Origin of the sequence: Corynebacterium sp. LK2537 (genome assembly GCF_040946485.1) — a bacterium.
Taxonomy (GTDB): domain Bacteria; phylum Actinomycetota; class Actinomycetes; order Mycobacteriales; family Mycobacteriaceae; genus Corynebacterium.
The window spans coordinates 47085-65922 of the sequence record NZ_JAYWLQ010000002.1; the positions used below are offsets into that span (position 1 = coordinate 47085).

At 67.4% G+C, this 18838-nt stretch carries 15 protein-coding genes; 11 read left to right on the forward strand and 4 right to left on the reverse strand.

Annotation, left to right across the window (positions count from 1 at the left end; all coding sequences use genetic code 11):
- Positions 1-31: 31 nt before the first annotated feature.
- Both VVS03_RS03165 and VVS03_RS03170 read left to right on the forward strand, forming a co-directional pair.
- On the forward strand, positions 32-445 hold the full coding sequence (locus VVS03_RS03165; protein WP_368519491.1) for a DoxX family protein: 414 nt from the start codon (positions 32-34) through the stop codon (positions 443-445).
- Positions 432-1127 carry a zf-HC2 domain-containing protein gene (locus tag VVS03_RS03170; protein WP_368519492.1) on the forward strand — a complete coding sequence of 232 codons (696 nt, stop codon included), beginning with the start codon at positions 432-434 and terminating at the stop codon, positions 1125-1127. The genes VVS03_RS03165 and VVS03_RS03170 overlap by 14 nt, the downstream gene beginning before the upstream one ends.
- Before the next feature lie 43 nt (positions 1128-1170).
- On the opposite strand, the gene VVS03_RS03175 is transcribed toward VVS03_RS03170, so the two are convergent.
- On the reverse strand, positions 1171-2646 hold the full coding sequence (locus tag VVS03_RS03175; RefSeq protein ID WP_368519784.1) for a dolichyl-phosphate-mannose--protein mannosyltransferase: 1476 nt from the start codon (positions 2644-2646) through the stop codon (positions 1171-1173).
- Between the two features lie 135 nt (positions 2647-2781).
- Between VVS03_RS03175 and rsmI the strand changes: the two genes are divergently transcribed.
- A complete protein-coding gene (rsmI, locus tag VVS03_RS03180; protein WP_368519493.1) occupies positions 2782-3636 on the forward strand; it encodes a 16S rRNA (cytidine(1402)-2'-O)-methyltransferase in 855 nt (284 codons plus the stop codon).
- 357 nt (positions 3637-3993) lie between these two features.
- The gene (locus VVS03_RS03185; RefSeq protein WP_368534126.1) at positions 3994-5817 is read left to right on the forward strand and encodes a BCCT family transporter; all 1824 of its coding nucleotides are present in this window, start codon (positions 3994-3996) and stop codon (positions 5815-5817) included.
- A gap of 218 nt (positions 5818-6035) precedes the next feature.
- Here VVS03_RS03185 and VVS03_RS03190 read toward each other — a convergent pair whose 3' ends face one another.
- Positions 6036-7040: an HNH endonuclease signature motif containing protein gene (locus tag VVS03_RS03190; RefSeq protein ID WP_368534125.1), complete on the reverse strand. Its 1005-nt coding sequence runs from the start codon at positions 7038-7040 to the stop codon at positions 6036-6038.
- 230 nt (positions 7041-7270) lie between these two features.
- On the opposite strand from VVS03_RS03190, the gene metG reads away from it, so the two are divergent.
- Positions 7271-9103 (forward strand): methionine--tRNA ligase, encoded by a 1833-nt coding sequence (gene metG / locus VVS03_RS03195; RefSeq protein ID WP_368519496.1) that lies wholly within the window; start codon positions 7271-7273, stop codon positions 9101-9103.
- 46 nt (positions 9104-9149) lie between these two features.
- Here the strand turns inward: metG and VVS03_RS03200 are convergent, their stop codons facing one another.
- A complete protein-coding gene (locus VVS03_RS03200; protein WP_368534596.1) occupies positions 9150-9656 on the reverse strand; it encodes an N-acetyltransferase family protein in 507 nt (168 codons plus the stop codon).
- Between the two features lie 68 nt (positions 9657-9724).
- Here VVS03_RS03200 and VVS03_RS03205 point away from each other — a divergent pair, with 68 nt between their 5' ends.
- The 4 genes from VVS03_RS03205 to VVS03_RS03220 all read left to right on the forward strand — a co-directional run bounded on the left by VVS03_RS03205 (position 9725) and on the right by VVS03_RS03220 (position 13863).
- The gene (locus VVS03_RS03205; RefSeq protein ID WP_368519498.1) at positions 9725-10546 is read left to right on the forward strand and encodes a TatD family hydrolase; all 822 of its coding nucleotides are present in this window, start codon (positions 9725-9727) and stop codon (positions 10544-10546) included.
- Positions 10547-10822: 276 nt separating this feature from the next.
- A complete protein-coding gene (locus tag VVS03_RS03210) occupies positions 10823-11971 on the forward strand; it encodes a transglycosylase family protein (protein ID WP_368534597.1) in 1149 nt (382 codons plus the stop codon).
- A gap of 33 nt (positions 11972-12004) precedes the next feature.
- Positions 12005-12883: a 16S rRNA (adenine(1518)-N(6)/adenine(1519)-N(6))-dimethyltransferase RsmA gene (rsmA, locus tag VVS03_RS03215; protein ID WP_368534598.1), complete on the forward strand. Its 879-nt coding sequence runs from the start codon at positions 12005-12007 to the stop codon at positions 12881-12883.
- The gene (locus tag VVS03_RS03220) at positions 12883-13863 is read left to right on the forward strand and encodes a 4-(cytidine 5'-diphospho)-2-C-methyl-D-erythritol kinase (RefSeq protein ID WP_368534599.1); all 981 of its coding nucleotides are present in this window, start codon (positions 12883-12885) and stop codon (positions 13861-13863) included. The genes rsmA and VVS03_RS03220 overlap by 1 nt, the downstream gene beginning before the upstream one ends.
- Here VVS03_RS03220 and VVS03_RS03225 read toward each other — a convergent pair.
- Entirely contained in the window at positions 13860-15170 is a 1311-nt protein-coding gene (locus tag VVS03_RS03225) for a hypothetical protein (protein WP_368534600.1), read from the reverse strand. The genes VVS03_RS03220 and VVS03_RS03225 overlap by 4 nt on opposite strands.
- A 76-nt stretch (positions 15171-15246) precedes the next feature.
- On the opposite strand from VVS03_RS03225, the gene VVS03_RS03230 reads away from it, so the two are divergent.
- Positions 15247-17046, forward strand: coding sequence for an ABC-F family ATP-binding cassette domain-containing protein (locus tag VVS03_RS03230; protein WP_368534601.1), 1800 nt, complete (start codon positions 15247-15249; stop codon positions 17044-17046).
- Positions 17022-18746 (forward strand): alpha/beta-hydrolase family protein, encoded by a 1725-nt coding sequence (locus VVS03_RS03235; protein ID WP_368534602.1) that lies wholly within the window; start codon positions 17022-17024, stop codon positions 18744-18746. The genes VVS03_RS03230 and VVS03_RS03235 overlap by 25 nt, the downstream gene beginning before the upstream one ends.
- Positions 18747-18838: the final 92 nt, after the last annotated feature.

An 18838-nucleotide genomic window follows, 5' to 3' on the forward strand; every position in this document is an offset into this window, starting at 1 on the left:
AAAGTGGGGCTACCAAGGTAGTCTAATGCTCATGAACAAACCCGCCGTTAGAGATGCCGCGCTGCTTGTGCTGCGGCTGATTCTCGGCCTCGTCTTTTTGTGCCACGGGGTGACCAAGCTGTTTATCGACGGCATGGACGAGACGGTCGGGCAGTTCTCCGCCCTGGGCGTGCCCCAGCCGCAGATTTTCGCCTGGCTGACTGCGGTCGGGGAGCTGGCCGGCGGCGCGCTTCTGGTCATCGGCCTGCTGACGACGGCCGCCGCCGCGGTGCTGATGGTCCTGGTCAGCGGGGCCTTCTACTTCGCGCACTGGGGCAACGGCTTCTTCGCCACCGAGGGCGGGATCGAATACGTCAGCGTCTTGTTCGTTTCCCTGCTGATGGTCGTCGTCTTCGGCGCGGGGCGGGCCAGCCTGGATGAGGTGCTCAACCGTGTTGACGCATGAGCAAGTCCAGGCCGCCATTTCCGCGCGCCTGGACGGGGAACTCCACGGGCTGGACGAGAACGTCGTCGACGCCCACATCGCCGAGTGCGCCGAGTGCCGCGCCTTCCAGGACAAGGCGGCCCGGCTGAGCCGCTCGCTGAGCTTCGCGGAGCCGGCCGGGGAGGGCATGGCCCCGCCGCAGGACCTGTCCGAATTCATCCTGGGCGGGGTGGAATCCGAATGGCAGCGCACCGCCGGGCGCCGCCACGCGGGGCTGGCGATGGCGCGCATCGCCCTGGTCGTCATCGCGGTCCTCAGCGCCGCGTGGGCCGTGGCCATGGTCGCGCAGTCCTCCGGCATGGTGCCGGGCACCGGCGAGGTCCTCGACCCGACGGCGGATCCGGACGGCGCCTCCGCGCTCATCGAGGGTGCGGCGCTGCGCCTGGGGCTGGCTTCCGGCCTTCTTTTCGCCGCCTGGCGCCCCCGCCTGGCCCCGGGGCTCATGCCGCTGACCTGCACGCTGTTCGCCTTCCTGTGCGGCTTCGCGATGCGCGACATCGCCCTGGGCAACCTCGTCCTGGACCAGGTCTACGCGCTGCTGGCCACGGGGCTGGCCACCGCGGCGCTGGGCTGGGCCTGGGCTGCCGACCGCGGCTTCAGCCTGCGCGGGGCCTGGCGCGTTTTGGGCGCGGACCCGAACTAGGCCGACAGCACGGCTGGCCCTGGCTAACCCCGGTCAGCCCCAGCTAGGTCCAGCTGGGCAGCCACATCATCGACTGGTACCAACTCTCCGGGACGGTGAACCCGTAGAGGATGGGCGCGAAGTAGAAAAACATCGCCACGACGGCGGCCACGTAGCCGACCACGGCCACCGAGCCCCACCGCAGCGGGCGGGCCCACCGGGCGACCGGGCCGCGCCCCGCCAGCTGCCCGGCTATCAGCGCCAGGCCGACGATGACGAAGGGGATGAGCGCGGCGGCGTAGAAGAAATACATCTGCCGGTCGTAGGCGGCCAGCCACGGCAGGAAGCCGGCGGCGAAACCGATGAGCACGGGCGCGAAGCGGCGGTCGCGGCGGACAAACCAGCTCCACGCCGACCACAGCAGCACCGGCACGATGAGCCACCAGATGATCGGCGTGCCGAACAGGAAGAGCATCCGCCGGCACTCGATGCCGCCCGTGCACGTCATCTCCGTCTGCGAGTGGTAGAGAATCGGGCGGGCGGCGACCAGCCACGCCCACGGCTTGGAATCCCACGGGTGGGAATGCCCGCCGGAAGTGGTCAGGGAGGCGTGGAACTCCAGCACCGAGAAGTGGTAGTAGAGCCAGCTGGCGAGGGCATCGGGAAGCAGATGCAGCCAGGAGCCGGCCTCGATGGTGCCGTCGGTGGCCGCGTGGCGGTAGACGGCGGTCTCGCTGGTAAACCAGGCCCGCCACGACCACACGTACAGCGCGGCCGGCACCGCCACGAGCGAGGCCAGCGCGGCCGGGGTATCGCGCAGCAGGGTGCCTAGCACGTAGCGGCGGACCCCGTAGCGGCGCCGCAGCCACAGGTCGGCGAACACACTGGCCAGGCCGAAGAACATGATGTAGTACAGCCCGGACCACTTGACCGCCAGCGCCAAGCCCAGGAAGACGCCGGCGCTGAAGCGCCACCAGCGGAAGCCGAAGCGGGGGCCGAAGGCGGCATCGTTGAGCAGGCCGGTGCGCCAGGCGTCATCGAGGCGCTGGTGGACCTGCTTGTGGTCGTGGACCAGGGCCCAGGCCGCGGCGACGATGAAAAAGACCTGGAAGATGTCCAGCATGCCGAAGCGGGAGGAGACCAACAGCACGCCGTCGCAGACCGCGATGAGGCCGGCGATGGTCGCCACCACCGTCGAGTTCGACAGCTGGCGGGCCAGTGCCATAATCAGCAGGACGGTGCCGACGCCGAAGAGCGCGGCCATCGTGCGCCAGCCTAGCGGCGTGTAGCCGAAGACCTGCTCCGAGATCGCGATGAGCTGCTTGGCCAGCGGCGGGTGCACCACCAGCCCGTAGCCGGGGTTCGACTCGATGCCGCCGACGAACAGGTTGTCCCAGCTGCGCACCATGTCCCAGGCCTGCGGCACGTAGTGCTTCTCGTCGAAAATCGGGGTCTCGTCGCTGGTGGGGTATTGGAGGCCGACGAAGCGGCTAACGAGCGCCAGCGCCGCGATGACGAGCGTGGTCACCGTGTCCGCCATAGTCCACGTCACGGGCCGGGGGCCGGCGGCAGGCCGAGTGTGGGCGCCGCGCGGGACGGCGGCGGGCTGGGCGGAGGTAGTGCGGATACTCACCCCAGATAGTTTAGGGTACGGCCCTGTGCCATGCTGTTAGGTATGAGCTTTGAGTTTTCGTTGGAGCCTCTCCCGCGCGGCGTCGTGCTGGCCGCCACCCCGCTGGGCAACCCGGGGGACGCGAGCGCGCGCCTGCTGCAGGCGCTGGGGCAGGCCGACGTCGTCGCGGCGGAGGACACCCGCCGCGTGCGCGCCCTGGCCCAGGCCCTGGGCGTGGAGATCCGGGGCAAGGTGGTCTCCAACTTCGACCACAACGAAGAAGCCCGCGCCGCCGGGCTTATCGATGCCGCCCGCTCCGGCACCGTCCTCGTCGTCACCGACGCCGGCATGCCGATAGTCTCCGACCCGGGGCACTCCCTGGTGGTCGCCGCCGCCGAGGCCGGCGTGCCGGTGACGTGCCTGCCGGGGCCGTCGGCGGTAACCACCGCGCTGGCGCTGTCCGGGCTGGGCGTGGGGCACTTCATCTTCGACGGCTTCGCCCCACGCAAGGGCGGGCCGCGGCGCAAGTGGCTCGAGTCGCTGCGCGGCCAGGAGCGCGCCGTGGTCTTTTTCGAGTCGCCGCACCGGCTGGCCGAGACGCTCTCGCTGGCCGCCGAGGTGCTGGGGGAGGACCGGCCCGCGGCGGTCTGTCGCGAGCTGACCAAGACCTACGAGGAGGTCAAGCGCGGCCCGTTGGGGCAGCTGGCCGAGTGGGCGGGCGAGAACGCGCGCGGTGAGATCACCGTCGTCATCGAGGGCGGTGCGGCCGCCGCCGTGGGCGTGGACGAGCTGGTGCCTAAGGCCCAGGAGCTGGCCGCTGCCGGGTTGCGGCTCAAGGCGGCCTGCAAGCAGGTCGCTGGCGAGGCGGGGGTCTCCAGCCGCGAGCTTTACGATGCCGTCTTAGCCGCCCGGGACTAGCGGCCCGAGGCTAGCCGCCCGGGAATCGCTGCCCGCGACTTGCCTCCGCGGCCCGTCTCGCCGCCCGGGCCGGGCCTTGTGAGGCCCGCTGCCGTGGCTGGCAGTTCCCTGAGACCGGTGGGTGGGAAACAGCGTATTTTTGGTCTACTTGCAGGGAAAATAACCGTTCACAGCAATTCTTAACCCAATTGTTATAGGAACGTGTTGTGTCACCGTCGGAAAACTTAAAGACTAGCGGTTATGCCGAAGCCTGCAGAGGTCACGGCGCGGCGAAAATCGGGGATAAACCCCGGAGATTAAGGAAAAAACGCGGTCGGCAATTTGAAAGACTTTCCGGTTTCGAACAACCTAGATTGCATGACAAATTCGGAAAACAACGTGCCTGAAGGGGCGGATCCGCACGATCCGGACGTGCTGGATTCCAAACCGGTAGATCAAAAATACGAAACCGTTGATGAGGCGCTGGACGGCCAGTCGGCGACGAGCCAGCTGGCTTCCATGCTGGACAACGAGGGCCTTTCCTCCGAAAAGCACGAGGAAGAGCCCGTCGAGATGGCCGCCGACGGCGACGCCAAGATCGACTGGACCGTGACCGGCGTTGCCGGGGCGTTGGTTCTGGCTATCGTCATCTGGGGTCTGGCTGGCGCCGACAGCTTCGCTGAGTTCTCCGGCAAGGCCCTGAACCTGGTCGTCGATAACTTCGGCTGGGCCTACGTGCTGTTTACCACTATCTTCGTGGTCTTCGTTCTCGCTATCGCGGTCTCCAAGTTCGGTACCATCCGGCTGGGGCATATCGACGAGGAGCCGGAGTTCTCCACGCCGTCGTGGATCGCGATGATGTTCGCGGCCGGCATGGGCATCGGCCTGATGTTCTACGGCGCTTCCGAGCCGCTGGCCTTCTACCGTGACGGGGTTCCGGATCACAACCCGCACGAGGTCGATACCGCCATGGCAACCGCCATGTTCCACTGGACGCTCCACCCGTGGGGCATCTACGCCATCGTGGGCCTGGCTATTGCGTACTCCACCTTCCGTATTGGTCGTAAGCAGTTGCTGTCCTCGGCCTTCGTGCCGCTCATCGGCGAGAAGGGCGCTGCCGGCCCGGTCGGCAAGCTGATTGATATCCTGTCGATTTTCGCCACCGTTTTCGGTACCGCCTGCTCCCTGGGCCTGGGTGCCCTGCAGATTCAGGCCGGCCTGTCCGCCTCCGGCATCATCGAGGATCCGGGCAACGGCGTGGTCATCGGCATCGTTCTGGTTTTGACCCTGGCCTTTATCCTGTCCGCCCTGTCGGGCGTGGGCCGCGGCATCCAGTACCTGTCCAACGCCAACATGGTCATGGCCGCGCTGCTGGCCATCTTCGTGTTCATCGTTGGCCCGACCGTCAACATCCTGAACCTGGTGCCGGGCTCCATCGGTGCCTACCTGGATAACTTCACCGAGATGATCGGCCGCACCGCCGAGTCCGCCAACGGCGAGGCCGGCGAGTGGCTCAGCGGCTACACCATCTTCTACTGGGCATGGTGGGTCTCCTGGTCGCCGTTCGTCGGTATGTTCCTGGCGCGCATTTCCCGCGGCCGTTCCGTCCGCGAGTTCTGCGTCGGCGTCCTGCTGGTCCCGGCCGGCGTGTCCACCCTGTGGTTCGCCATCTTCGGTGGCTCGGCCATCCACGCCGAGCAGACCGGTAACTCGATTGCCGGCGAGAGCGCCGAGGAAGAGCTGTTCAACCTGCTCAACGCCATGCCGCTCGGGGCGATTGCTTCCATCGTCGCCATGATTTTGCTGGCCACGTTCTTCATTACCTCCGCGGACTCCGCGTCGACGGTGATGGGTTCGATGTCGCAGAACGGCAAGTCCGACGCCCAGCCGTGGCTGTCCGCCATCTGGGGTGTGCTGACCGCCGCGGTTGGCCTGACCCTGCTGCTGGTCAACGAGGACTCGCTGAACAACCTGCAGAACGTCACCATCGTGGCCGCCGCGCCGTTCCTGGTGATTGTGGTTCTGCTGATGTTCGCCATCGTCAAGGATCTGCGCAACGACGTCATTTACCTTGAGTACCGCGAATCCCAGGCCTTCCAGCGCAAGCTGGCCCGCGAGCGCCGCCTGCACCGCGAGTACCAGCGCGCGCAGGAGAACAAGCGTCGCCGCGCCGAGCGTCTCAAGCTCAAGCGCAAGCACTAAGCCTCTCGCGCACATGCCAAAGCGCACCGACCCTTTTGTGGGCGGTGCGCTTTTTGCTGGTTGAGGCACGCCGAGTAGGCGCTACGGACGTGGTCCGTGGCGCCTTTTGCGTGTTTCGGCTGGGGAGTGTTCCTTGGGGTGTCCCATCGCAGCCTGGTCTCAAGGTTTTGCTCTTGCGGCTGACCCCGTGTCAGCCGTCAACCGTCAGCTATCAGCCGTCAGGTCCCGCCGCCCCAGGGCGGTTCCCACGTGACTTTGCCGTGTCTTCGATTGACCCTTCCGTGTCTGGGGTAGGCCGGGTCGTCGTCGTTCCAGGAATTATGGAACTCGCACAACAAGGTGAGGTTTTCTTGGTTGGTTTCTCCGCCGTCTACCCAGGGGTAGATGTGGTGCACTTGGCACTCATCGGCCGGCTTGCGGCAGTTTGGCCACGCGCAGGTGGTTGTCTCGGCCTTGGCCATGTCTTTCTGCTTGGGTGAGGCGTGGCGTTGGTAGCGGTATTGGTTGACCGGACCCCGCCTAGGATCCACCAACGTGGCCAGGCCCGCATCCAACAAGCATTGGCGGACGTATTCGGCCCCGGTCATGGTGGTGCCGTTGGTTAGCTGCAGGGTGATTTCGTCCCCGTCACCGGCAAGGATGCGTACCCAGTCCGGCAGGGAGATAACCACGTGCGTGGCCTTGGGCTGCTTCTCCAGTCCGCCGCTAAACAGGGCCTCGACGTCGGGGATGGTCTTAATTGACGCCCAGAGGTTTTCCACCAACTCCGGATCACCGGTAACAGAAAAAGTGCTGGGCCCATCCTTGCGGCGGGTGACCCGCACGCCTTCGGCTGGCGGTGCCGGGCGGTTGAGCTCCAAGACCTTTTGGTTGGCCAGTCGGCGCAGCTGCTTGGTGGTGCCAGGAGTGTTGCACAGTTCGATGAGCATCGCCCAGGCCTCGCCCTGGTTGCGCACCCGGCGGAAGGCATTGTCCAACACCAGCAAAGTATCCAGGTGGTGTCCGGATTCTGCGGCACCCCGGCGGGCGGCGGCTTGCTTGCGCGTATAGGTCGTGTGCCCGAAGAAGGTCTGGCACGCGCGGTAGTGCGCGGCCGCGGCAACGTCCGACATGACAGCCTTCAAAGCGGGCAGGCTCAACTCGCGGCACAGGCCCAAGTAGGAAATCCCGTCCGCGAAGATAGAGTGTGCTGATTTCAAAGTGTCCATGGCTGTCGTCGTCATGCCCCACACGCTAGAAGCGCCTGGCAACCCCTACAAGGCCCGCAAACCCGATCTGTGGATAACTCGGAGCAAAGTAACCACCCTGCGCAAACTATCCACAGGCCGAAAACGGCCGTTTTTGCGCCGCGGCCTGCCCAAAGGACGAAAAATGGAGCAATGTGCCCAGGTAGGCATCGTTAAGCGTGGGACTGAAGTAGGAGGCCCGGGTGGAATTCGATAGGCTAGTAGGCATGACTGAGTCGGTAGTTGTAAACGTTGCCTGGCCGTATGCCAACGGCCCCCGCCATATCGGACACGTGGCGGGGTTCGGCGTCCCCTCGGATGTGTTCGCGCGCTACCAGCGAATGCGCGGCCGCAACGTGCTGATGGTCTCCGGTACGGACGAGCACGGCACCCCGCTGCTGGTGCAGGCCGACAAGGAGGGCATCTCCGTCCGCGAGCTGGCCGATCGCTACAACCGGCAGATTGCGGAAGACCTCGCGGGCCTGGGCCTGTCCTACGACCTATTCACTCGCACCACCACCCGCAACCACTACGCGGTGGTCCAGGAGCTGTTCAAGGGCCTCTACGCCAACGGCTACATGATCAAGGAGACCACCAAGGGTGCAATCTCCCCGTCGACGGGCCGTACCTTGCCGGACCGCTACATCGAAGGCACCTGTCCTATCTGCGGCGCCGACGATGCCCGCGGCGACCAATGCGACAACTGCGGCAACCAGCTGGACCCGGCCGATCTGATTAACCCGGTCTCCAAGATCAACGGCGAGACCCCCGAGTTCATCGACACGGAGCACTTCCTGCTGGACCTGCCCTCGCTGGCCGACGCCCTGCGCGAGTGGCTGTCCACCCGCGAGGACTGGCGCCCCAACGTGCTGAAGTTCTCCCTGAACCTGCTCAAGGACATCCGCCCGCGCGCGATGACCCGCGACATCGACTGGGGCATCCCGATCCCGGTCGAGGGCTGGGAGGAAAATTCCGCCAAGAAGCTCTACGTGTGGTTCGACGCGGTCATCGGCTACCTGTCTGCCTCCATCGAGTGGGCCCACCGCACCGGCAACCCGGACGCGTGGAAGGACTACTGGCAGAACCCGGACGCCCGCCACTACTACTTCCAGGGCAAGGACAACATCACCTTCCACTCCCAGATCTGGCCGGCCGAGCTGCTGGGCTACGCCGGCCGCGGGTCTAAGGGCGGCGAACAGCACCCGCTGGGCGAGCTGAACCTGCCGACGGAGATCGTTTCCTCGGAGTTTTTGACGATGTCCGGCTCGAAGTTCTCCTCGTCGAAGGGCGTGGTCATCTACGTCAAGGACTTCCTGAAGGAATTCGGCCCGGACCCGCTGCGCTACTTCATCGCCGTCGCCGGCCCGGAGAACACGGACACGGACTTCACCTGGGACGAGTTCGTCCGCCGCATCAACAACGAGCTGGCCAACGGCTGGGGCAACCTGGTCAACCGCACGGTTTCGATGGCGCACAAGAACTTCGGCGAGGTGCCCGCCCCGGCCAGCCTGAGCGAGGCCGACAAAAAGATCCTGCAGCTGGCGGAGGAGTCCTTCGCCACCGTCGCCGAGGCTCTGGAGCACTCCAAGTTCAAGGTGGCCATCACGGCGGCCATGCACGTCGTCGGCGAGGCCAACGCCTATATCGCCGACCAGGAGCCGTGGAAGCTGGCCAAGGACGACAGCCAGCGCGAGCGCCTGGCGACGGTCCTGTGGACGGCCCTGCAGGTCGTCTCCGACTGCAACGTCATGCTCACCCCGTTCCTGCCGCACATCGCGCAGCAGGTCCACGAGACCCTGGGGCGCAGCGGCGTCTGGGCGGCGGAACCGCGCATCGAGGAAGTCGCCGACGACCTGCCGGTCGAGCTCGTGGGCGTGGGCCTGCCCCCGCAGGGCCACACGTACCCCATCATTACGGGCGATTACGACCAGCAGCAGGCCACCTGGGCCCGCGTGGACGTCGAGCCGGGCACCGCGCTGGCCAAGCCGAAGCCGCTGATCGCCAAGCTTGATCCGGAGCTGGGCGAGACCGGCCCGGAGTGGGCGCCGGTCCAGAAATAACCGGACGTGCCCTTTAAGACCCCCGCTACTGCCAGCGGGGGTCTTTTTATTTGAAGTGGCGCTGCAGGTGCACCAGGCCCAGGCGCTGGTCGTGCTTGGTGTGGATATTCGGCATGCGGCCGGTTTCCTCGAAGCCGAGCTTGCGGTGCAGCGCCAGGGAGGCCTCGTTGGTGTCGACGATGTAGGTGATCATCGTGTGCACGTAGGGGTTTTCGCCCGCGTGCTCGACGACGGCGCTGAGCAAAGCGGTCCCGGCCCCGCGCCCGGTGGCGGCGGGGGAGAGGTAGATGGTGTCCTCGACGGTGCCGTAGTAGATGCCCGGGATGACGAACTGGAAGTAGGCGGCGAAACCGATAACCCCGCTGTCGTCGGTGGCGACGAAGACGGGGTAGCCGTCGGCCTCCAGGTCGGCAATCCACTTGGCGCGGTCGGCGCCGGTTTCCTGCCAGGTCACGAGGTTGTTGGCCGGCTCGGCGTTGGTGCCGGCGTTGAAGATGTCGGCGATGGCGTCGGCATCGTCGGCCGTGGCGCGGCGAATCTGGAAATCTGCCAAGGTGTTGACTCCTTAGTGCGTACTGCGGTTGTTCCGGTACGTTACAGTACTCCGCCTATAATGGCGCCATGTCGAAAAAGAAGCGCCCGACCCCGCAACCTGCTGAATTTATCCCGCACCTGGTGGATGCCCACACCCACCTGGCGTCGACCGGCGAGGCCGCTGAGCTGGTGGAGCGCGCCCGCGCCGCCGGCGTGGAGAAGCTGTGTACGGTCGGCGACGGCCTGGAGGAGGCGGCCGCCGCGCTGCGCACCGCGCAGGAGTTTCCGGACGTCTACGCCGCCTGCGCCATCCACCCCACCCGCGCCCACGAGCTGGACGCGGCGGCCCGGGAGCAGCTGCGCGAGATGGCTTCGGATCCGCGCTGCGTGGCCATCGGCGAGACCGGCCTGGACACCTACTGGATCAAGCACAGTCCGGAGGACACCGCCTCCCTGGAGGTCCAGGAGGAGGACCTGCGCTGGCACATCGACCTGGCGGTGGAGACCGGCAAGACGCTGATGATCCACAACCGCGAGGCGGATGCAGACTTGCTCCGCGTGCTTGCCGATGCCCCCGCCCCGCCGCGCATCATGCTGCACTGCTTTTCTTCGCCGCTGGAGGTGGCCAAGGAGGCCATCGACCGCGGCTATATCTTGTCCTTCGCGGGCAACGTCACCTTCAAGCGCAACGAGGAGATGCGCCAGGCCGCCGCGCTGGCCCCGGCGGGGCAGCTGCTGATTGAGACGGACGCGCCGTATATGACACCGGAGCCTTTCCGCGGGTCCCGCAACGAACCGGCCTTCATCGGGCACACCGCGGCGTGCGTGGCGCAGGCGCGCGGGATGCGCGTCGAGGAGCTGGCAGAAGAGGTCTCGGCGACCTTCGACGCGGTCTACGGGCTGGCTTAAAGCCTAAAGTGTGGCGATCTTCACACGCACCGTTTGTGCAGGTAGCCGGTGGTGCCTGTGAATGCAGTGGTAGTTGGTGGCGCTGGGATGGCTGTGTCTGTTTAGTGCTCGACTGAGCTGGGCTGTTATCGTACTGTTATTAAAAGTTGACGCCCCGGCCGCAGCCACGTGAATCTACGCGAACCGCGTGCGGCTAGGGCGCACCCACGTGGATAACACCATGGGTAAAACCAGCCGTGTCCCCAGCAGAAGAAAGCTCAGAGAGTTTAGAGTTCGATGACTACTTCCCACCAGATTAAGCGCATTAACAACAGTCGTTCCCTGCCCCTGCGCATCGCCACCGGCGGCGTGCTGGGCACCCTGGCCGTCGGCGGCGTCGTGGCCGTCGGCGCCCAGAAGGACGTCACCGTCGACGTCAACGGGGAAGAGGTTGCGCTGGCTACCTTCGCCAAGGACGTCGAGGGCGCGCTGGATAGCGCTGGCGTCCAGGTCGGCGACGAGGACGTGGTCTACCCGGCCCCGTCGGAGGACCTGCGCGGGGGAGATACCATCACCGTGCGCACCGCCAAGCCGGTGGCCGTGACCGTCGATGGCGCGCAGCAGAAGCTGTCCTCGACCGCCCTGACCGTTGAGGACCTGGTCGGCCAGCTGGAAAACATTGCCCCGGGCGCGGCCATCCTGGCCGGCGGCTCCGAGGCTAACGCCTCCGACAAGGTCACCGAGAACATGTCGCTGGAGGTCGTCAGCCCGAAGATCGTCCGCATCAACGACGGCGGCAAGATCACCTACACCAAGATCGCGGCCAAGACCGTCGGCGACGTGCTGAAGGACCGCGGTATCGAGGTCGACAAGGACGACCAGGTCACCCCGGCCGTCGACGAGGTGCTCACCGAGGGCATGGAGATTAATGTCGACAAGATCTCTACCGACGAATTCGACGTCACCGAGGAGTTCGACGCCGAACCGAACTACGTCGACGACCCGGAGCTCGAGGAGGGCACCGAGGAGGTCCGCGAGGAGGGCACCCCGGGCGAGCGCACCAAGACCTTCCGCGTGGTGACCAAGAACGGCAAGGAAGAGTCCAAGGACGTCATCAAGGAAGAGGTCCACAAGGAGCCGACCGCCGCCGTGGTCGCCCGCGGCACCAAGAAGGCCGCCTCCGCACCGGCCGTGGCCGGCGGCTCGGTCTGGGACTCCCTCGTGCAGTGCGAGGCCGGCGGCGACTGGAATATCAACACCGGCAACGGTTTCTCCGGCGGCCTGCAGTTCACCCCGTCCACCTGGGCGGGCCACGGCGGCACCGAGTACGCGCCGGAGGCCTGGCAGGCCACCCGCGAGCAGCAGATTGCGGTCGCCGAGCGCGTGCAGGCATCGCAGGGCTGGGGCGCCTGGCCGGCCTGCACCGCCAAGATGGGTCTGCGCTAAAACCCGCGCGGGCATGGACTAAGATGGGTGCCCATGAGTGACACCCTCCTGGGCCCGCAAGAAATCCGCCAGCTGGCGCAGCAGCTGGAGGTAACCCCCACCAAGAAGTGGGGGCAAAATTTCCTGCTGGATCCGAATACCATCCGCCGGATCGTCGCTGCCGCCGAGGTCGGCCCAGACGATCGGGTCATCGAGGTAGGCCCGGGCCTGGGTTCGCTGACGCTCGGGCTGGTGGGCCAGGCCGCCCAGGTCACGGCCGTGGAAATCGATCCGCGCCTGGCGGGGCAGCTGCCGCAAACCGTCGCCGAGCGCGATCCGGACAACGCGGCGAAGCTGCGCGTGGTCGAAAAAGACGCGCTGAAAATCACCGCCGGCGAGCTGGGGGAGCCGACCGCGCTGGTAGCCAACCTGCCGTACAACGTCGCGGTGCCCGTGCTGCTGCACCTGCTTGCGGCCTACCCGTCCATCGAGCGCGTGCTGGTCATGGTCCAGCTGGAGGTTGCCCAGCGCCTAGCGGCGCAGCCCGGCAGCAAGATCTACGGCGTGCCCAGCGTGAAGGCCGCCTTCTACGGGAAGGTGCGGCAGGCGGGCACCATCGGGCGCAACGTGTTTTGGCCGGCCCCGAATATTGAATCGGGCCTGGTGCGCATCGATTGCTACCGCCCGGGGCAGGCGCCCTGGCCGGTGACCGAGGAGGCCCGGGCGCAGCTCTGGCCGGTTGTCGATGCCGCCTTTGCCCAGCGCCGCAAAACCCTCCGCGCCAGCCTGGCCGGGCACTTTGGCTCCGCCAACGCGGCGGAGGAGGCGCTGCGGGCAGCGGGCATCGATTCGCGTCAGCGCGGCGAAAAGCTCGCGGTGGAAGACTTCGCCCGGCTGGCGGGCATTGCCGGCGCGGCGGGGGAGGCGAACTAATGGGTGAGTTTGCGGTACGCGCGCTGGCGCACGCCAAGGTGAACCTGCACCTGGGCGTTGGCGACGCGCGCGAGGACGGCTACCACGAGCTGGTCAGCGTCTTTCAGGCGCTGGATATCCACGACGTTTTAGACCTGGAGACCCGCGGAAGCGTGCGGCCGGGCGAGCCGGTTGTGCTGGGCATGGACGTTTCCGGCGCCTACGCGCAGGGGGTTCCGGCCAACGAGCAGAACCTGGCGTGGCGTGCCGTGGAGATGGTCGCCCGGGGCTTTCGGGACCGTGGGGTGGGCGAGCTGCCCGGTATCCATATCTCCCTGCACAAGGGGATTCCGGCGGCCGGCGGGATGGCCGGCGGCTCGGCGGATGCGGCGGCGGCGCTGCGGGCGGCCAACGAGGCCTTTGCCCGGGCGGCCGGGTACGCCGGTTTGGACGAGTCGGCGCTGTATGCGGCGGCCGAAGAGCTGGGGTCGGACGTGCCGTTTACCCTGTTGGGCGGCACGGCGTTGGGTACGGGCCGAGGAGAGAGGCTCGCGGAGATGCTCACGCGCAGTTCCTATCACTGGGCGCTTATCACCTCCGCGCAAGGGTTGTCGACCCCGGCGGTCTTCGGCGAGCTGGACCGGCTGCGCGCGGCCGGGCAGGGCGGTCAGCCGCGCCTGGACGCGCAGCCGGTTTCGCAGGCGCTGCTGCGCGGCACGCCGGAAGCGCTGGCTGAAGCGCTGGCGAATGACCTGCAGCCAGCGGCGCTGAGCCTGCGCCCCGACCTGCGCCAGACGCTGCGGGTGGGCAAGTCCGCGGGAGCGCTGGCCGGCATCGTCTCGGGTTCGGGCCCCACGTGCGCTTTCCTGTGCGCGGACCCGGAGGCCGCGGCCGACGTGGTGGGGGAAGTCACCACGGAAATCCCGGGCACGCGCGGGCTGGTGGCCCAGGGCCCGGCGAAGGGCGCGCACCTAGTGGAGGCGCCGGACTCAGAGGATTAGAAGACTTCCATCTCCGTGACCGGGGTCTCCAGCTCGACCCGTTTGACGACTTCCTTCTTGAACAAGTCGATGATGACCAGTTCCTTCTGGTTGGCGTCGGTGACATACGCGTAGCCGTTAGCGGCCTTGAGGATGGGGCCGGGTGCCTGCCATTCCTCGTTTTCGGTCCACGGGGAAATGGCCTCGATGCTGTCGGTGACCTCGGCCGAATCCGGATCGATGACGTTGAGCTTGCCGTCGGTGGTCAGCACCAGGCCCTCGTCCAGCGGGCCGCGGGCCAGGGAACGGAACCAGTAGCTGCCGTCCAGCTCGACGGTGCGGGCGGAGTTATCCTCGGCGTCGATGAGAGCGACGGAGGTGGGGCGCTCGTGCTCGGCGTCCGCGTCGGTCTTGTTGTCGGCCAGGATGATGTTGGATTCCTCCGAGCCGGCGGCGTTGCCGGAGCGCTGGTAGCCGCTCTTGCCGGCGAACGCGGAGACGTCGACCTTGTGGAAGTCGGAGCCGTCGAAGACGACGGGGCCGTCCTCGCAGCCGAAGACGATATTGCCGTTCTGGGCGGCGGCCTCGCCGTGCACGCCGGGGCACTCGGTGGTCTCGGCTAGCTTCTTGCCGTCTGCGTCCAGGTGCTGGATGGTGTGGCGCTCGTCCTCGGTGCCCTGGGTGACCACGACGGAGCCGTCCTTGAGCGGCACGGCCACGCCGTGGTGCGGGGCTCCGGTCTCGACGGTGTTGACGGGTTCGGCGGCCGCCCCGTCGGCAACCATGTCCTTGGTCTTGTAGATCTGGGCCTTACCGTCGCCGTCGGAGAAGAGCGCGGTGTAGCCGTCGTGGCTGACCACGTGGCCGGCGTGGGGGAGGCCGGCGAAGGTGGCATCGCTGAGCGCGGGGTCCTGGGTGAAGTAGTGGAAGTGGTCGCCGTGGGCCTGGCGGATGAGCCCCATGTCGAAGGCCTGGAACTTGTCGCCGCGGGTGACCAGGGCGTGGCGGCCGTCGCCGGCGGGGTTCAGGCGCTTGAATCCGGAGGCCTCCGCGTGGCCGATTTCCTCGCCGGACTTGGCGTCCAGGCTGATGAGCTCGTCGTCGGTGCTGAGGAGGATACGGCCCGGCAGCTGGGCGACTTCCTCCTGGCCGGCGGCGGCTTCGACCCCGTCGTGGTGGTGTTCGTGGTCGGAATGCGCGTCCGCGGCCTCGGTGTGCGCGGCCTCGGAGGGCTGGGACTCGGTGCTGTCGTCGGGGCGGGAACAGCCGGTGACCACCAGTCCGGCGGCGGTTAAAGCGGCAAGGGTTCGAATAGCTGATTTCTGCATACCGAAAGCCTATTGCAAACAGCTTTCATCTGCAATAAGGGGTGTGGTGGGCGGCGAAGTAAGATGGTGGGCTGTTATGGCGAACCTTTTAAACTTGGAACAAGTCAGCAAGTCCTACGGCCTAAAAACCCTGCTCGACGGGGTGTCGCTGGGCGTGCAGACGGGCGACCGCATCGGCATCGTCGGGGTCAACGGCGGGGGTAAGACGACCCTGCTGGAGGTCTTGAGCGGCATCGCGGAGCCGGACGCGGGGCGGGTCAGCCACGCCAACGATCTGCGCATGGCGGTGGTGACCCAGCGCTTCGAGCTGGACGAGCAGCTGACCATTGCCGACTGCGTGGTGGCCCCGCTGGGGCTGGAGACCTACGAGTGGGCCTCGAACGCTAAGGTGCGCGACGTGCTCTCTGGGTTGGGCATCGCGGAGCTGGGCCTGGAGACCCCCGTCGGGCAGCTTTCCGGCGGGGAGAAGCGCCGCGTGAGTCTGGCCGCGGCCCTAGTCAAGGACCTGGACCTGGTGGTTTTGGACGAGCCGACCAACCACCTCGACGTCGAGGGCGTGCAGTGGCTGGCCCAGCATCTTCTGGCGCGCAAGCTAGCGCTCATCGTGGTCACCCACGACCGTTGGTTCCTGGACACGGTGGCCACGCTGACCTGGGAGGTCCACGACGCGACCGTCGACGTCTACGAGGGCGGCTACAACGACTGGACCTTCGCGCGGGCGGAGCGTGCCCGGCAGGCCGACGCGATGGAGCAGCGCCGCCGCAACCTGGCGCGCAAGGAGCTGGCCTGGCTGCGCCGCGGGGCTCCAGCGCGCACCTCGAAGCCGCGCTACCGCGTCGAGGTCGCCGAGGCGCTAATCGCCGACGTGCCGGCCCCGCGCGACAAAGTCGAGCTGATGAGCTTTTCCAAACAGCGCCAGGGCAGGGTGGTCATCGAGCTGGAGGACGTGACCATCGCCGCCCCGGACGGGCGGGTGCTGCTCGATCACTTCACGTGGCGCCTGGCTCCGGGCGAGCGCATCGGCCTGGTCGGCGTGAACGGCTCCGGCAAGACCACGCTCCTGCGCGCGCTGGCCGGCGACTATGAGCTCAGCGCCGGTAAGCGCATCGAGGGTCAGACCGTGCGGCTGGGCTGGCTGCGCCAGGAACTCGACGACCTGGACCCGCAGCGCCGGCTTATCGACGCCGTCGAGGACGTGGCCACCTACGTCCAGCTGGGCAAGAAGGAGCTATCCGCCTCGCAGCTGGCCGAGCGCCTGGGCTTTAGCCCGAAGCGCCAGCGCACCCCGGTCGGGGACCTCTCCGGCGGCGAGCGCCGCCGCCTGCAGCTGACCCGCGTGCTCATGGCGGAACCGAATATCCTGCTGCTGGACGAGCCGACCAACGACCTGGACATCGACACCCTGCAGGAGCTGGAATCCCTGCTGGACTCGTGGCCGGGCACCCTCGTGGTCATCTCCCACGACCGCTACCTCATCGAGCGCATCGCCGACAACGCCTACGCGCTGTTCGGGGACGGCAAGCTCACGCACCTGCCCGGCGGCATCGATGAGTACCTGCGCCGCCGCGCCGAGCAGGAGGCCGCCGCCGAGCGCGGGGTCATCAACCTGGGCGAGGGCGAGGCCCCGGCGCCGGAGAAGAAGGGCCTGTCGCAGGCCGAGGAGCGCACCATCACCAAGAAGATGAACGCCCTCGAGCGCAAGATCACCAAGCTGGACCAGCAGATCGACCAGGTCAACCAGGAGATGGCCGAGGCTGCGGAACAGGTCGACACCGAGCGGCTGACGGCGCTGGATGCGACACTGAAGGGGCACCGGCAACAGCGCGAGGAATTGGAAATGGAATGGTTGGAATGGGGCGAAAAGCTGGAAGCGTAGCGCTAGACCACGCGCGCGAGGTCTTCTCCCGGCTCAACGCCTGGGGCGCGCTGGCCGCCGCTATCTTCTTCGTCATCGGGCTGACCCCGTCCATCCTGCCGCGCACCTGGTACTACCAGGGACTTATCTGCGGCCTGGCGGCCGGTCTGGGCTACCTGGTGGGCCTGGGCCTGGAGTGGCTGTGGACCCGGATCGTCAGGCGCTACCTCGCGCCGCGTTACCGCTGGCTCGACGCGGAGACCTGGTCGCCGCGGCAGCGGACCTTTACCGCCTACGCCTTCTACGCCGTACTGGGCATCTGGGTGCTGGCGGTGACCTTCTACTCGGTGCGGTGGCAGCGCGACGTCGCCGAAAACTTCTCGGTGCCGGCGCTCAGCCTGCCCAAATACCTGCTGGTCCTGCCGGTGGCGCTGGCCGTATTCACCGCGCTGGTTATCGTGGCCCGCGGGCTGCGGGCCCTGGTCCGCGCGCTGGGGAAGGCGATCCCGGGCAGCTGGCCGCGCCGCCGCCAGATCATCGCCGCGGTGGTGGTGGCCGCACTCGGCGTCTACCTGCTCGACAGCGTGGTCCCGGGCGTCATCGTGCGCGCCGGGGAGAAGATCTTTACCGCCCAGAACGCCGAGCCCGACCCGGCCACGCGCGCGCCGGCGAACCCGGAGCGTTCCGGCTCGCCCGAGTCGGTCATCGACTTCGACGGGGTCGGGCTGCAGGGCTCGCGCTTCCTCAACGCCGGGGCCTCGCGCGCCGAACTCGAACGCGTGACCGGGCGCCCGGCGAAGGAACCCATCCGCGCCTACGCGGGCCTGGGCAACGGCGCGACGAATACGGAGCGCGCCCGCTTGCTCATCGAGGAACTAGAGCGGACCAACGCCACCGAGCGCGAGGCCATCCTGCTGGTGATGACCACGGGCACGGGCTGGATCTCGTCCTATTCCGCGCAGGGTTTCGAGCTGCTCTACGGCGGGGACACCGCGGTGGTCGCCGCGCAGTACTCGGCCATGCCCTCCGCCTTCCACTTCCTGGCCGGCGGCGAGCAGGTCGAGCGGGCCGGGCAGGAATTCATCACCCCGATCGTCGACTGGTGGAACACGCTGCCGCGCGACGACCGCCCGCGCCTCTACCTCTACGGCGAGTCGCTGGGCACCACCGGCATCGAGGCGGCGTTTTCCGGGCTCCGCGACATCGCCAACTCCGTCGACGGCATCCTGCTGACCGGGCCACCGCACTTCAACCGGCTGCGCACCCAGTTCGTGGAGCGCCGCGACCCCGGCACCACGGAGATCAACCCGGTCTACGCCGGCGGTCTGGTGGTGCGTTTCGCCACCACCAGCGCCCAGGCCCGCGAGTGGGCCAGCCTGCCGGAGCAGGACTGGGGCCCGACCCGCATGCTGTATATCCAGCACACCTCGGATCCGGTCAGCTGGTGGTCGCCGGGGCTGACCTGGCGTGAGCCCGACTGGATGAGCGAGGACACCCAGGCCAGCCGCGATTCAGCGATGTCCTGGTTCCCGGTGATCACCTCCCTGCAGGTCGCCGCCGACCTGCCGGGGGCGAAGAACGTGCCCGACGGCGCGGGACACAACTACGGCGAGTCCGTCATCGACGGCTTCGTCTCCATCGCCGGCCCGGAACTTGCCGCCGAGCGCGACCCGGCGGAGCTGCACCGGCAGTTCGCCGAGCTCGACGTCGATAAGTACTAGCGAGTGCCGGGCCGCAAAGGATTACAAAGCGATATCGATTCGCCGCCACGGGCGCGCTCGCGTGGCGAAAGGAGTACGCGGCTGGCAGGGTC

Coding starts and splice junctions, on each gene's coding strand:
- VVS03_RS03165 (WP_368519491.1), top strand. CDS start 32: ATGAACAAACCCGCCGTTAGAGATGCCGCGCTGCTTGTGCTGCGGCTG.
- VVS03_RS03225 (WP_368534600.1), bottom strand. CDS start 15,170: ATGCAGAAATCAGCTATTCGAACCCTTGCCGCTTTAACCGCCGCCGGA.
- VVS03_RS03235 (WP_368534602.1), top strand. CDS start 17,022: ATGGGGCGAAAAGCTGGAAGCGTAGCGCTAGACCACGCGCGCGAGGTC.
- VVS03_RS03230 (WP_368534601.1), top strand. CDS start 15,247: ATGGCGAACCTTTTAAACTTGGAACAAGTCAGCAAGTCCTACGGCCTA.
- VVS03_RS03220 (WP_368534599.1), top strand. CDS start 12,883: ATGGGTGAGTTTGCGGTACGCGCGCTGGCGCACGCCAAGGTGAACCTG.
- VVS03_RS03185 (WP_368534126.1), top strand. CDS start 3,994: ATGACAAATTCGGAAAACAACGTGCCTGAAGGGGCGGATCCGCACGAT.
- rsmA (WP_368534598.1), top strand. CDS start 12,005: ATGAGTGACACCCTCCTGGGCCCGCAAGAAATCCGCCAGCTGGCGCAG.
- VVS03_RS03205 (WP_368519498.1), top strand. CDS start 9,725: ATGTCGAAAAAGAAGCGCCCGACCCCGCAACCTGCTGAATTTATCCCG.
- metG (WP_368519496.1), top strand. CDS start 7,271: ATGACTGAGTCGGTAGTTGTAAACGTTGCCTGGCCGTATGCCAACGGC.
- VVS03_RS03190 (WP_368534125.1), bottom strand. CDS start 7,040: ATGACGACGACAGCCATGGACACTTTGAAATCAGCACACTCTATCTTC.
- VVS03_RS03210 (WP_368534597.1), top strand. CDS start 10,823: ATGACTACTTCCCACCAGATTAAGCGCATTAACAACAGTCGTTCCCTG.
- VVS03_RS03175 (WP_368519784.1), bottom strand. CDS start 2,646: ATGGCGGACACGGTGACCACGCTCGTCATCGCGGCGCTGGCGCTCGTT.
- rsmI (WP_368519493.1), top strand. CDS start 2,782: ATGAGCTTTGAGTTTTCGTTGGAGCCTCTCCCGCGCGGCGTCGTGCTG.